The following is a 12610-nucleotide window of genomic DNA, read 5'->3' as shown; positions in this document are numbered from 1 at the left end:
CTTTGAAGAATATAAATGCATTATTATTTTATTAAGATAATATATTTTAAAATAACAAAATCATCTAACGGTTTTCCTTATGACTTATATTTATTTAACACTTCTTGTAATCTCTCACGCTCTTCATCAATAGACTGTACAGTTTTTCTTTCCTCTTCTAGATTTGTTGATTCATCATCTTTATATAACCAATTGGGTACAATCTCTTTTCTATTTGAATACTTCCTACCTGTCCCTTTATATTTCTTTTTCTTACTCATTTCGAAACACCTATCTAGTATGGCCACATCAACTAATGTTTTAACTTCTTGCTCCTTCCAATTCCTCAATATAGCCTTAATGTAGTTCCATCTTGGTGCATTCTCATCAACAGCTTTATTAATTGCATGCTGAATTAACTCATCACTAAACAAATTACAAAAATCCCCCAACTCTGCAATTGCAATTTCACTTAACGGAATGCCCATCCCCTTAATAAAGTTACAACTTACTTTAACCCTCTCATTGATGAATACACGAGATTCTAATTTATCCATATCATCATAATGATTAGTATTTTGTATATTTGTATTTCGTTTATTAGTAGTTAGTCTATTAGTATTTAGTAGTTTCTGATTTTCCACATATGGCTTTACCACATCTTGGTTTTCCACTTGTGGCATGTTCCTTTGTGGCGTTTCGTAAATTTCCGTATCCCACTTTGTAATTTTTTTCGTATTCCCGTCACGAACAGGATAACGTTTTACATAACCTAATTCTTTTAATTCCTTAAAACCTGTACGGAGCGAATCTTCTCCATCCTTAGCATGTCGAGCTAATTCGCTAATATGAAAAGTCCAATCGTCTGGTAATGTAAGCGCATAGGCTAAGATCCCTTTCGCTTTCCATGACAACCTTTCATCTTTTAAACCAGTATTATTTATAACGGAATAATTACTATCTTTTTTCACTCGAATAATCCCCATACTAGCCACCTCATAAATTCTCAAAAACGGTATTCAATGTTATACTTATCTAGAGATATTTTTTCTTATAGAATCCGCTGCAACGGATTCTTTTCTTATGCATTCATTCAAAACAATCATGCTATCCATATCTATTTTCTTCTAAACCTCTCTTATTCCTCAAATTCAACATCCACTTGAATTTCGATATTCATAGGAATTTCTTGTGTTATACGAATCACATTTTGACTCATTCCTTTTTGAATAAGCTTTCTAACCTGCTCTTTTGCATCTTCTTTTGTTTTAAATTCACTGACAGTTGGTAACCCTGCTAAACTACTAGTAATTACTAAAATCTTTCTTTGCATGTTCTTTCCTCCTACTGAATGTCTGCCATATTTATTTGTGAGTTTTTAACTGTAATTTCTTCATTTAAAACAGTTGGAATTGAATATTCTTCATTAATAATTTGTATTGCTCTATCCAAATGATAACGTTTAATAGCTTTATAACTATTCACACCAAATTCCCGATGTAACTGACTATAAATATCTCTATATAACTTCCTTCTAAGACCGATATCCTGATAAGAATTTGAATTTTTACCTCCCAATAACATAATACCTAACCTTTTTACAGCCCTTGTTATCTCTTCACACTCGATAGCATAAAGCGGAGTATTTTCTCGCAACCCCTTCACCTCAGACTTTATTTCTTGTATCTCCTGAGTATGTCCTTCTAACGCAGCAAATGTTAACTTTAAAACCCCCATTGGATCCTTTGGCACATTTTGTTGATTTTGTATATACTGCTTCATTCGTTTGAACTCTTTCATAAATTTAATTTTCATTCCAACCGCTTCTCTACTGTTATATCCCATAACAAGTAACGTGAATGCTTCTTCTGTTAAATCATATTTAGAGGTTCGCCTGTTCTTTGAATTAACATAAGTGGACTCGTGAAAATTTTCTCCCCCAAACTCTTCACCTACATATACAATTTGTTTTCGAACTTCCTTCAAAACGTCGAAGTGATTTTTTTTGAATATCTTCGCAATTACCAAACTATCCGTTACTACTTTTCCATTAACTTCAAATACTAATGAACTATGTACTGATGAGTCAGTTAATTGCCCCATCCTCATCTCCTCCTCACTACTAATTTTGAACTATCTTTATTGCATTGAGATAATTTAGCACTACACATAATTCGTTACTTTCTTTTTACAGATTAACTAATTATCGTAATTTAAATTAAATACTTTGATATGAACCCTCTTATTAAATTATCATTCAATAATTCGGTTATAGCATTACATTTTAAGTAAATCTCCTCCAATTTCAATTCGCTTCGTTTTCTTCAAATTCAAAAAGATATTCCAAACTATGTTCTGGAAAAAAAGTTTTCTTAATTTCAAAAGCTTCATCATAATAAAAACGAAATTTACCATTTATTTTGTCGCTCACTGTTGCGTGGCGAAGTTTCAGATGCGAAGAAATTTGTGTAATCATAATTCTTTTTCTCGCCATCTCTGCACGCAAATTCGGATACATTGACTCACCACCTGTTTTTTGTACGATATTGCGTTCATTTCCATTTAAATATAAACTCAATTTCGTATTTAGTCAACAAAAAAACGCATTTAAATACTCAATTTCGTATATTGTTCTATTTACTAACAAATTTAGTTAGGTTATGATATATACAGGAATACGCAATATCGTATACATTTTAATACGAAAGATGGTGAAAGTAATGAAAAAAGCAGAGGTTGTAACACGCCTAATAAAAGAAGCTGGCTATAGTAAAAGAGCCTTCGCCGAAAAAATAGGTCTCCCCCCCACAACACTGCAATCCATGTTATCAAGAGGGATTGGTAAAGCATCTGTTGATAATGTCATAAAAGTTTGTAAGGGATTAGGAATCACTACTGATGATTTAGAAAGACTCGCAACACAAGAGGGCAATACTGTTAAAGAAGAAGTTTCTATTTATGAAACCATCCAAAACGATCAATCAAACATTATTTACATTCCTATCATTGGTTCTGTAGCAGCCGGTACACCAATACTCGCTGAAGAAAATATCGAAGGCTATTTACCCATGCTAAGTACATTTTTAAACAAGCGTAAAAAGTATTTTTATCTTACTGTAAAAGGCACTAGCATGAATCTCGAATTCCCTGATGGTTCTTATGTTTTAGTAGAGGAAACTCCTTATGTTGAAAACGGACAAATTGCTGTTGTAAAAGTCAATGGTTATGATGCTACCGTGAAAAAGATTTCAAAATCTGGAAGCATCATTACTTTAATACCATTGAGTAATGACCCTATCCACGAACCAAAAACTTACGACCTTTCAGCTGAAGATGTAAAAATCATTGGTCGCGTTGTACAGGCAGTAAAGAATTATTAAGTTATAGCACAAGTGATTTAAAAAAAGATAAAATCAATTCTTTTGAAAAGATTTTCTTAGTAACATGATTTAAAATAACCAAAAACAATCCATTATCTAATAGTTAATATATCCAATAACTTCACTAAAAAAGCCCTGATACCGTAGTATCAAGGCTTTTTTATTTCACAAATTATATAAAACTTACGTTTATCTGATAATGTTTTTCTATGATATCACTACTTGTTATTAATTCGTGGCTTTTATGTGGCTGTTTTTCATTTTATAACCACATAAAAGTGTAATAATTGGGAATTAAAAAACCCTTGATACGAGTTGTATCAAGGGTTCAATCCTCTTAGTATAGAGACATATATTGATCGCGTTCCCATTGGTGAACTTGCGTTCTAAAGATATCCCACTCAATCTCTTTCGCTTCGATGAAGTGCTCAAGTAAGTGTTCTCCTAGTGCACCGCATACTACTTCATTAGATTGTAATGTAACTAATGCTTGCGCTAATGTTGCTGGTAAGTCAACAATACCTGCTTCTTCGCGCTCTTCTTTTGTCATTACATAGATGTTACGATCTACTGCTGCTGGTGGAGTTAATTTGTTTTTAATTCCATCAAGACCTGCAGCTAATAATGTAGCCATTACTAAATATGGGTTTGCAGCTGGGTCAACACTACGTACTTCTACGCGTGTACTAATACCACGAGATGCAGGGATACGTACTAACGGGCTACGGTTTTGTGCAGACCATGCTACGTAACAAGGCGCTTCATATCCAGGTACTAGACGTTTGTATGAGTTTACAGTTGGGTTTGCTATCGCTGTAAATGCTGGTGCATGTTTTAAAATACCTGCGATGAAGTGACGAGCATCATCACTTAACTGTAAGTCACCGTTTGCATCAAAGAATACGTTCTCACCATTTTTAAATAATGATAAGTTACAGTGCATACCTGAACCGTTCACACCGTATAGTGGTTTTGGCATAAACGTTGCGTGTAAACCATGTTTACGAGCAATTGTTTTTACAACAAGTTTGAATGTTTGAATGTCATCACATGAGCGAATTGCATTTGCATATTTAAAGTCAATTTCGTGCTGCCCTGGAGCAACCTCATGGTGAGATGCTTCAATTTCAAATCCCATTTCTTCAAGTTCAAGAACGATATCACGACGACAGTTTTCCCCTAGATCCATCGGCGCAAGGTCGAAGTATCCACCGTTATCGTTTAGTTCTAATGTTGGATTTCCTTTTTCATCAACCTTAAATAGGAAGAATTCTGGCTCTGGTCCAAGATTGAAGTCTGAAAATCCTAAAGCTTCCATTTCTTTTAACACACGTTTTAAGTTGTTACGTGGGTCTCCATCAAATGGAGTGCCATCTGCATTGTAAATATCACAGATTAGTCGAGCTACTTTACCTTTTTCAGCTGTCCAAGGGAAAATTACCCAAGTGTCTAAATCAGGATATAAATACATATCAGATTCTTCAATACGTACGAAACCTTCAATCGAAGATCCATCAAACATCATTTTGTTATCAAGAGCTTTCGTTAATTGTCTCACTGGAATCTCTACGTTTTTAATTACCCCTAAAAGGTCCGTAAATTGTAAACGGATATACTTTACATTCTCTTCTTTCGCCAAACGGAAAATATCTTCTTTTGTGTATCTAGACATTATAAATTCCTCCTTAGTCCCTCTAATCGCCTTCAGAATCAGTTATCTTTAGTGAAAAAATCTTGAAATGTCACCTTGTCGCAATGAAGTTCGATTGAATCTACCTGTATGTTGTAGTTCGTCTCGAAGTATTTTGCGAAGCTCAGTTTTTGAAATTTCTTTCGTTTCTTCTTTTACTTTCACTGCTTCTGTTTGATTTTCTTTCATTAGTAACACTTGTTTAATACCAGCCATATTCAAGCCTTGATCTAACAAATCTTTAATTTCTAACAACTTATCTACATCGTTAAATGAAAATAATCTACGATTCCCCTTTGTACGGGTTGGAGAAACAAGATTATGCTCTTCATAGTAGCGAATTTGACGTGCAGACAATTGTGTTAAATCCATAACAATACCAATAGGAAACAGCGGGGCAGAACGTCTATCTTCTTTCATTTTTCAGTTCCTCCTTCGCCTTAACTGCTTCTCATTTTATACTATGTTATGTTTAGTGTCAATAGATGTTAGCTTTTCTTACATGATTTTTTATAAATTTTTTCATGAATTTTTTCACTCTTTTTTCTAATCGCATAAATCATTACTTTTATACGAAAAAAGCTGCCGAAATCGACAGCTTCCCTTTAAGAAATTGTTAATAAATTCTTTTCAATCAATTCGTCAATCGCAGAACAAATCGCAATTTTAACATGCGAATACGTTAAGCCACCTTGCACATACGCAACATATGGCGGTCTAATTGGACCATCAGCAGACAATTCAATACTTGCACCTTGAATAAATGTTCCCGCAGCCATAATTACATCATCTTCATAACCTGGCATATAGTTTGCATACGGAGTAAAATGCGAATTAATTGGAGATGCATATTGAATCGCTTGGCAGAAGGCAATCATACGGTCTTTATCATCAAATTGAACAGATTGAATTAAGTCTGTTCTTGGTGCATTCCACGCTGGTGACGTGTTCATTCCTAACTTTTCTAAAAACGCAGCTGTAAAAATTGCACCTTTCAGCGCTTGTCCTGCAACATGTGGCGCTAAGAAGAACCCTTGATACATTTCTTGCAGACTGTATAAAGACGCTCCAGCTTCAGCGCCAATTCCCGGAGATGTTAAACGATATGCACACGCTTCAACATACTGTTCTTTCCCGACAATATAACCACCAGTTTTAACAATTCCGCCGCCCGGGTTTTTAATAAGCGAACCCGCCATTAAATCTGCACCAACATGACATGGCTCTTGCTCTTCAATAAACTCGCCATAACAGTTATCTACAAACACAACAACATCAGGTTTAATTTCTTTAACAAACGCGATCATCTCTTTAATTTGAGAAATAGTAAACGACGGACGAGTAGCATAACCTTTCGAGCGCTGAATACCGATCATTTTCGTATTATTATGAATCGCTGCTGCAACAGCCTCAAAATCAACAAGCCCAGCTTCAGTTAGCGGAACTGCATTGTAACCGATATTATATTCTTTAAATGAACCTACACCTTTCCCACGTACACCAACAATTTCTTCTAACGTATCATACGGTTTCCCAGTGATATACAATAACTCATCTCCGGGGCGTAAAATACCAAATAACGCTGTAGAGATAGCGTGAGTACCTGAAATAATTTGCGGACGAACAAGTCCAGCTTCCGCCCCAAATACATCAGCATATACTTTTTCTAACGTATCACGGCCAATATCATCATAACCATAACCTGTTGTCGGGATAAAATGCGAGTCACTAATTTTATGTTTACGAAAACTTTCTAATACACGAAACTGATTGCTTTCAATTACTTCATCCGCACGTTTATGTACTTCTGTAATCTGACTCTCTACTTCTTTTACGATTGGAGCAATTTTTTCTCCATTTTTCAAACGATCAAACATTTTTATTGTCTCCTTCTTCCACTAAAAATCTCTTTAATTGCACATTAAGTGATGAATGAGCAAAAATATACCCTGCACAATCATATACAAATTTATCTTCTAGAAACTCCATCTTTGCTAATAGAGTTTCCGTCTTTAAAAGCGTTAACAACTTACCTTCACTCGGAGGGATTTCCACTCGATAACGATCCATTTCTTTCTTCATCTTCGTTTCTATCGCTTCTTTTATACGCAATAAATCACTTTCTTCAAAAGCACTAGTCATTAAGAAATCACTTTTCGGAAACGGAATAAAGTTTTGATGTAATTCATCTTTTTTATTATATAACGTAATAACAGGAATATGGTTAATTTCAAGTTCTGATAATAATCTTTTTACTGTTTTTTCATGCCCTATGTAGTTAGGATCCGCGGAATCAACTACATGTAAAATGACATCTGCTTCCCCCGCTTCTTCCAGTGTTGAACGAAATGCAGCGATTAATGAAGTGGGTAAATCTTGTATAAAACCAACAGTATCAGTTAGTAATACTGTATAACCAGAAGGTAACGGCATCTTCCTTGTCGTTGGGTCTAATGTTGCAAACAGAAGGTTTTCTTCAAACGTATCAGCTTCCGTTAATCTATTAAACAGTGTCGATTTCCCTGCATTTGTATACCCTATTAATGACACTTGAAATACTTTATTATCTTTTCTTCTCTCACGATATCTTTTTCGATGTTCCACAACAACTGCAAGTTGTTTCTTTATTTCATCAATACGCGATCGAATATGACGACGATCCGTCTCTAATTTCGTCTCACCCGGTCCTCTTGTTCCAATACCACCACCAAGACGTGATAAGGACAATCCTTGCCCCATAAGACGCGGCATTGTATATTGCAACTGAGCTAATTCTACTTGAAGCTTACCTTCCCTCGACTTCGCACGTTGCGCAAAAATATCCAGTATTAGTTGCGTTCGATCAATTACTCTCGCATCTAATACTGAGGATAAATTCCGAATTTGACTCGGCGTTAATTCATTATTAAATACAATAACATCCGGCTCTAACTCTTCAGTTAACATTGTAAGCTCTTCTAATTTCCCTTTACCTATGTAAGTTGCCGGATGAAACTTTGGTCGTTTTTGCGTTGTTGACACTAACAATTCTGCTCGTGCAGTCTTCGCTAGTGATGCAAGCTCTTTCATGGAATGCATAAATTTTTCATCATCATCTTGTGGCAATTGACAGCCTACTAATATGACTTTTTCTTTTTCTTTCATCAAATATGTCCACTCATCCTTTTCGAAATTTAAACCTTCTAATATAATAGCAGAGGAAGCACATTTCATCTAGTTAGCGGGGGAGAAAATTCATGGCATGGGAGATTTTTAGCATCATAGGCACAATCGCTTTCGCACTAAGCGGAGCCATTGTTGCAATGGAAGAGGATTATGATATTTTCGGGGTGTATATTTTAGGAATGGCAACCGCATTTGGGGGAGGTGCCCTTCGTAATTTATTAATCGGTTATCCGATTGTCGCGTTTTGGCAACAAGACATGTTATTCCAAATCGCACTTTTATCAATGACTATTATTTTTCTTTTTCCAAATAAGTTAATTAGACATTGGAAAAAGTGGGAAAATATCACTGACGCTATTGGCTTATCGGCATTTGCTGTACAAGGAGCATTATATGCCCAAAAATTAAATTTACCAATTAGCGCCACAATTGTAGCAGCTGTTTTAACTGGTATCGGCGGCGGTATCATTCGCGATCTTTTAGCCCGCAGAAAACCTCTCGTTCTTCGAGCTGAAGTATATGCCTTTTGGACAATTTTAGCAGGTTTCTTAATTGGAGCTCAAATTATTGTTAGCGATTGGGCTCTTTACATTCTATTCATTTTAATTGTTTGCTTCCGCATGGTTTCTATTCATTACAAATGGCATTTACCGCACAGACGTATCGAAACGAAAGAACGTTCAATGCATAAATAGCACTCTAACCTCTTTACATATCGTAAAGAGGTTTTTCTTTTCTAACGATTTTTTCTTTATATAATGTTTATACTAATTTTTAAAGTGAGGTGAATACAAATGACAAACCACGTTAATAAAGGAGCTCAAAAAAGCTCAGTAAATCAATTTGGACACGATCCTAATTCAGCACACGACAAGAGCGCTAAAATGGAACACTTCCATAAAACACACCAAGAAAAAGCCAAAAAAGAGTAAACGAATTATACACAGAAATCGACGCACAGTTTATGTACTGTGCGTCTCCTCTTCGAGCATCAAATCCATACTCGATATTCCAATTAAATCATTTTTATCATATGCATCTTCTTGCAACAACCGCATCGCCTGTGTACGAATTGATTTTTCAACAATATTCCGTACATACCGCCCATTACTAAACGATGTAATTTGCGACGAATACTTCACCGCATGTAAATGATCCCTAAATTTCCATTCAGCTTCTTTTGATAACTGATATTCACGATCTTCATACATTCTCTTCCCAATTTCCAATAGCTGATTTACCGAGTAATCCGCAAATTCAATAATAAATGGAAAACGAGATTGCAGCCCTGGATTTAATGAAAGAAAGTGATTCATTTCTCTTGAATATCCAGCTAAAATCAATACAAAACCATGTTGTTTATCTTCCATATGTTTTACAAGCGTATCAATTGCTTCTTTTCCAAAATCCTTCTCTCCTCCTCGAGCTAAAGAATACGCCTCATCAATAAACAAAATACCTCCCATTGCTTTTTTTATTAAATCTCTTGTTTTTTGAGCTGTATGGCCGATGTACTCTCCTACAAGATCAGCACGTTCAGCTTCAACCAAGTGCCCTTTTGATAGAATATTCATCTCAAACAGCAATTTTCCTATCATTCTAGCAACAGTTGTCTTCCCTGTACCCGGATTCCCTTTAAACAGCATATGAAGTACTTGCTTCTCAGACTTCAATCCCTTCTCTTGTCTTTTTTTATTCACATAAATCCAAGCATATATTTCTTTTATTATCTTTTTTATATCATCCATCCCAACAAGCTTCCCCATCTCTTCTTCAATTCTCTGCAGCATTTCATGTTTAATTGCAGTTTCATTTGAAATTACCGTTTTATTTTCTGCGGCTGGCAAAGAAATTTTCTTTCGATGGTTTAACACAATATTAATTTGATTGTTGTTTTTCTTTCGCATCGATTGTTCCATACAATCACCTCATTTTATCCACTCACCAAATATTATTATTCCTGTCCCCCTTGTAAATGCCTATTTTCAGAAAAGTTTGCTATAATATAAGAAATAATTAAGGTGGTGGGACTATGGAGACAACGGAATTCCATGATACAATACAAGCCTTTTCTATTTTTTTATTGAATAAAGGCCGAAAACCCTCAACTATTAAACGTTATGTTTATGACGTTGAAGACTTCGGACATTGGTTAGAAAAAAACAAAAAGCTCCCTTCCAGTAATATATGGGCTACACTTTGTACAAAAGACTACGAAGATTACTTTTCCGATTTAAAAACGAATCGACATTACTCAGAAAAAACGATGCATCGTGTATTTATTGTACTAAATAGAATGCATCATTTTCTAAACATCCCTAATCCATTGAAGAATATGGAAATATCCATTCAACCAGACCGTACACTTCGTAACGAAGATTTCATTTCACCTGATGAAGAAAAAAGATTAAAGTATATAGTCACTTCATTAGAAGGACTTTCAGAAAAACAACTTCCTGTGCGCCCTTTATTAATGGCTCGCAATATCGCTATTTTAAATCTATTGATCGACTACGGTTTATCCTTACAGGAACTTACAGCATTAACAATGCATCACGTTCACTTTGAAACTAACACATTGTCAATCCCAGCAACCGCAGGTGTAGAAAGAACAATTACATTAGCAAAAGAAGACAAAAAACAACTATATAATTATTACAAAAGCATCCCAGAACCAGTTCGCCCTAAATACCATAGTGATGATCCATTATTTGTCGCATTCGATTTTAACCGCGGAACATACAGGTGGGTATATGAAAATGATGCACCAAAGGCATTAACGGAAATTGCTATACAAAAAATGATTCGCCTCGAAGTGGCTAGAGCCAATTTACGTAAAGGAATTTCAGGACAACATTTTCGTAACACCTATATTTTAAACTTAATAAAAAAAGAAACTCCTGAATCAGAAATTATAAAACTCGCTGGATTCAAATCAAAAATTTCATTAAAGCGATATTATCAATACGCAGAAAATAGAAAAAACGCCTTATTGTAAGGTGTTTTTTCTATTTTTTCTTTAAACAAACGATTTTACTATGACCATTTAACTAATTTCTGCATCTACTATGATGAGTTTCGTTCACATTTTCGTGAGAAAGGAGAGATTTAATGTCTCGTTATAACGACAATCAAAACAAATTCTCCAAACCATGCTTTCCAAGTAGCGCCGGACGAATCCCAAATACTCCATCAATCCCAATTACTAAAGCTCAACTTAGAACATTTCGTGCGATTATTATTGACTTAACAAAAATAATCCCAAAACTTTTCGCCAATCCATCTCCCCAAAATATTGAAGATCTAATCGATACATTGAACCTACTAAGTAAATTTATTTGTTCACTAGACGCTACTTCCTCCCTGAAAGCACAAGGGTTAGCTATTATTAAAAACTTAATAACTATATTAAGAAATCCAACCTTTGTAGCAAGCGCTGTATTTATTGAGCTTCAAAATCTCATTAACTATTTACTATACATTACAAAATTATTCCGAATTGACCCTTGCACACTTCAAGAGCTCCTTAAATTAATAGCAGCATTACAAACTGCTCTAGTTAATTCTGCTTCGTTCATCCAAGGACCTACCGGACCTACTGGACCAGCAGGCGCTACTGGTGCCACTGGACCTCAAGGTGTTCAAGGTAACACGGGGGCTACTGGCGCTACTGGACCTCAAGGTGTTCAAGGTAACACAGGTGCTACTGGCGCTACTGGACCTCAAGGTGCTCAAGGACCTGCCGGTGCTACCGGTGCCACTGGACCTCAAGGTGTTCAAGGTAACACGGGGGCTACCGGTGCCACTGGACCTCAAGGTGCTCAAGGACCTGCCGGTGCTACTGGCGCTACTGGACCTCAGGGGCCTCAAGGTAACACAGGTGCTACTGGTGCCACTGGACCTCAAGGTGTTCAAGGTAACACGGGGGCTACTGGCGCTACTGGACCTCAAGGTGCTCAAGGTAACACGGGGGCTACCGGTGCCACTGGACCTCAAGGTGTTCAAGGTAACACGGGGGCCACTGGACCTCAAGGTGTTCAAGGTAACACGGGGGCTACCGGTGCCACTGGACCTCAAGGTGCTCAAGGTAACACGGGGGCTACCGGTGCCACTGGACCTCAAGGTGCTCAAGGTAACACGGGGGCTACCGGTGCCACTGGACCTCAAGGTGTTCAAGGTAACACGGGGGCTACTGGCGCTACTGGACCTCAAGGTGCTCAAGGTAACACGGGGGCTACCGGTGCCACTGGACCTCAAGGTGTTCAAGGTAACACGGGGGCTACTGGCGCTACTGGACCTCAAGGTGTTCAAGGTAACACAGGTGCTACTGGCGCTACTGGACCTCAAGGTGCTCAAGGACCTGCCGGTGCTACCGGTGCCACTGGACCTCAAGGTG

General features: G+C 36.6%; 14 protein-coding genes. 5 read left to right on the top strand and 9 right to left on the bottom strand.

All coding sequences use genetic code 11. From position 1 onward, the window contains the following. Positions 1–77 precede the first annotated feature (77 nt). The 4 genes from ACTFRH_RS10515 to ACTFRH_RS10500 form a co-directional block, all read right to left on the bottom strand. The gene (locus ACTFRH_RS10515) at positions 78–965 is read right to left on the bottom strand and encodes a DnaD domain protein (RefSeq protein WP_000511418.1); all 888 of its coding nucleotides are present in this window, start codon (positions 963–965) and stop codon (positions 78–80) included. Positions 966–1117: 152 nt separating this feature from the next. Next, the gene (locus tag ACTFRH_RS10510) at positions 1118–1312 is read right to left on the bottom strand and encodes a hypothetical protein (RefSeq protein ID WP_001189064.1); all 195 of its coding nucleotides are present in this window, start codon (positions 1310–1312) and stop codon (positions 1118–1120) included. Between the two features lie 11 nt (positions 1313–1323). Beyond that, positions 1324–2082, bottom strand: a complete 759-nt coding sequence (locus ACTFRH_RS10505) for a phage regulatory protein (protein ID WP_000531300.1) — start codon at positions 2080–2082, stop codon at positions 1324–1326. 202 nt (positions 2083–2284) lie between these two features. Continuing rightward, the gene (locus tag ACTFRH_RS10500; protein ID WP_000283431.1) at positions 2285–2497 is read right to left on the bottom strand and encodes a hypothetical protein; all 213 of its coding nucleotides are present in this window, start codon (positions 2495–2497) and stop codon (positions 2285–2287) included. Between the two features lie 202 nt (positions 2498–2699). On the opposite strand from ACTFRH_RS10500, the gene ACTFRH_RS10495 reads away from it, so the two are divergent. After that, the gene (locus ACTFRH_RS10495) at positions 2700–3359 is read left to right on the top strand and encodes a LexA family protein (protein WP_000708857.1); all 660 of its coding nucleotides are present in this window, start codon (positions 2700–2702) and stop codon (positions 3357–3359) included. Between the two features lie 337 nt (positions 3360–3696). On the opposite strand, the gene glnA is transcribed toward ACTFRH_RS10495, so the two are convergent. The 4 genes from glnA to hflX all read right to left on the bottom strand — a co-directional run bounded on the left by glnA (position 3697) and on the right by hflX (position 8193). Continuing rightward, positions 3697–5031: a type I glutamate--ammonia ligase gene (gene glnA, locus ACTFRH_RS10490; protein ID WP_000092763.1), complete on the bottom strand. Its 1335-nt coding sequence runs from the start codon at positions 5029–5031 to the stop codon at positions 3697–3699. 48 nt (positions 5032–5079) lie between these two features. Continuing rightward, positions 5080–5469, bottom strand: a complete 390-nt coding sequence (gene glnR, locus ACTFRH_RS10485; protein WP_000656783.1) for a transcriptional repressor GlnR — start codon at positions 5467–5469, stop codon at positions 5080–5082. Positions 5470–5654: 185 nt separating this feature from the next. Beyond that, positions 5655–6926, bottom strand: coding sequence for a methionine gamma-lyase family protein (locus ACTFRH_RS10480; protein WP_000460290.1), 1272 nt, complete (start codon positions 6924–6926; stop codon positions 5655–5657). Beyond that, entirely contained in the window at positions 6919–8193 is a 1275-nt protein-coding gene (gene hflX / locus ACTFRH_RS10475; RefSeq protein ID WP_000659560.1) for a GTPase HflX, read from the bottom strand. The genes ACTFRH_RS10480 and hflX overlap by 8 nt, the downstream gene beginning before the upstream one ends. Before the next feature lie 92 nt (positions 8194–8285). On the opposite strand from hflX, the gene ACTFRH_RS10470 reads away from it, so the two are divergent. Together ACTFRH_RS10470 and ACTFRH_RS10465 are read left to right on the top strand one after the other, a co-directional pair. Further along, the gene (locus ACTFRH_RS10470; RefSeq protein WP_000312267.1) at positions 8286–8909 is read left to right on the top strand and encodes a trimeric intracellular cation channel family protein; all 624 of its coding nucleotides are present in this window, start codon (positions 8286–8288) and stop codon (positions 8907–8909) included. 99 nt (positions 8910–9008) lie between these two features. Then, entirely contained in the window at positions 9009–9146 is a 138-nt protein-coding gene (locus tag ACTFRH_RS10465) for a hypothetical protein (RefSeq protein ID WP_000181499.1), read from the top strand. A gap of 30 nt (positions 9147–9176) precedes the next feature. On the opposite strand, the gene spoVK is transcribed toward ACTFRH_RS10465, so the two are convergent. Beyond that, entirely contained in the window at positions 9177–10133 is a 957-nt protein-coding gene (spoVK, locus tag ACTFRH_RS10460) for a stage V sporulation protein K (protein WP_000438174.1), read from the bottom strand. Between the two features lie 113 nt (positions 10134–10246). On the opposite strand from spoVK, the gene ACTFRH_RS10455 reads away from it, so the two are divergent. Then, a complete protein-coding gene (locus ACTFRH_RS10455) occupies positions 10247–11212 on the top strand; it encodes a tyrosine-type recombinase/integrase (RefSeq protein WP_000450324.1) in 966 nt (321 codons plus the stop codon). Between the two features lie 113 nt (positions 11213–11325). Continuing rightward, positions 11326–12610 (top strand): collagen-like repeat preface domain-containing protein (locus tag ACTFRH_RS10450; RefSeq protein ID WP_440049322.1); only part of this gene is annotated, 1285 nt, incomplete at its 3' end.

The sequence above is a fragment of the Bacillus cereus group sp. MYBK216-1 genome (genome assembly GCF_051916495.1).
In the GTDB taxonomy this organism is placed as follows: Bacteria; Bacillota; Bacilli; order Bacillales; family Bacillaceae_G; genus Bacillus_A; species Bacillus_A thuringiensis_K.
The sequence above is the reverse complement of the archived record's forward strand: the minus strand, read 5'-3'. Positions and strand labels throughout refer to the sequence as shown.

Coding starts and splice junctions, on each gene's coding strand:
- ACTFRH_RS10500 (WP_000283431.1), bottom strand. CDS start 2,497: ATGTATCCGAATTTGCGTGCAGAGATGGCGAGAAAAAGAATTATGATT.
- spoVK (WP_000438174.1), bottom strand. CDS start 10,133: ATGGAACAATCGATGCGAAAGAAAAACAACAATCAAATTAATATTGTG.
- ACTFRH_RS10455 (WP_000450324.1), top strand. CDS start 10,247: ATGGAGACAACGGAATTCCATGATACAATACAAGCCTTTTCTATTTTT.
- glnR (WP_000656783.1), bottom strand. CDS start 5,469: ATGAAAGAAGATAGACGTTCTGCCCCGCTGTTTCCTATTGGTATTGTT.
- ACTFRH_RS10495 (WP_000708857.1), top strand. CDS start 2,700: ATGAAAAAAGCAGAGGTTGTAACACGCCTAATAAAAGAAGCTGGCTAT.
- ACTFRH_RS10465 (WP_000181499.1), top strand. CDS start 9,009: ATGACAAACCACGTTAATAAAGGAGCTCAAAAAAGCTCAGTAAATCAA.
- ACTFRH_RS10515 (WP_000511418.1), bottom strand. CDS start 965: ATGGGGATTATTCGAGTGAAAAAAGATAGTAATTATTCCGTTATAAAT.
- hflX (WP_000659560.1), bottom strand. CDS start 8,193: ATGAAAGAAAAAGAAAAAGTCATATTAGTAGGCTGTCAATTGCCACAA.
- ACTFRH_RS10480 (WP_000460290.1), bottom strand. CDS start 6,926: ATGTTTGATCGTTTGAAAAATGGAGAAAAAATTGCTCCAATCGTAAAA.
- ACTFRH_RS10470 (WP_000312267.1), top strand. CDS start 8,286: ATGGCATGGGAGATTTTTAGCATCATAGGCACAATCGCTTTCGCACTA.
- glnA (WP_000092763.1), bottom strand. CDS start 5,031: ATGTCTAGATACACAAAAGAAGATATTTTCCGTTTGGCGAAAGAAGAG.
- ACTFRH_RS10510 (WP_001189064.1), bottom strand. CDS start 1,312: ATGCAAAGAAAGATTTTAGTAATTACTAGTAGTTTAGCAGGGTTACCA.
- ACTFRH_RS10505 (WP_000531300.1), bottom strand. CDS start 2,082: ATGGGGCAATTAACTGACTCATCAGTACATAGTTCATTAGTATTTGAA.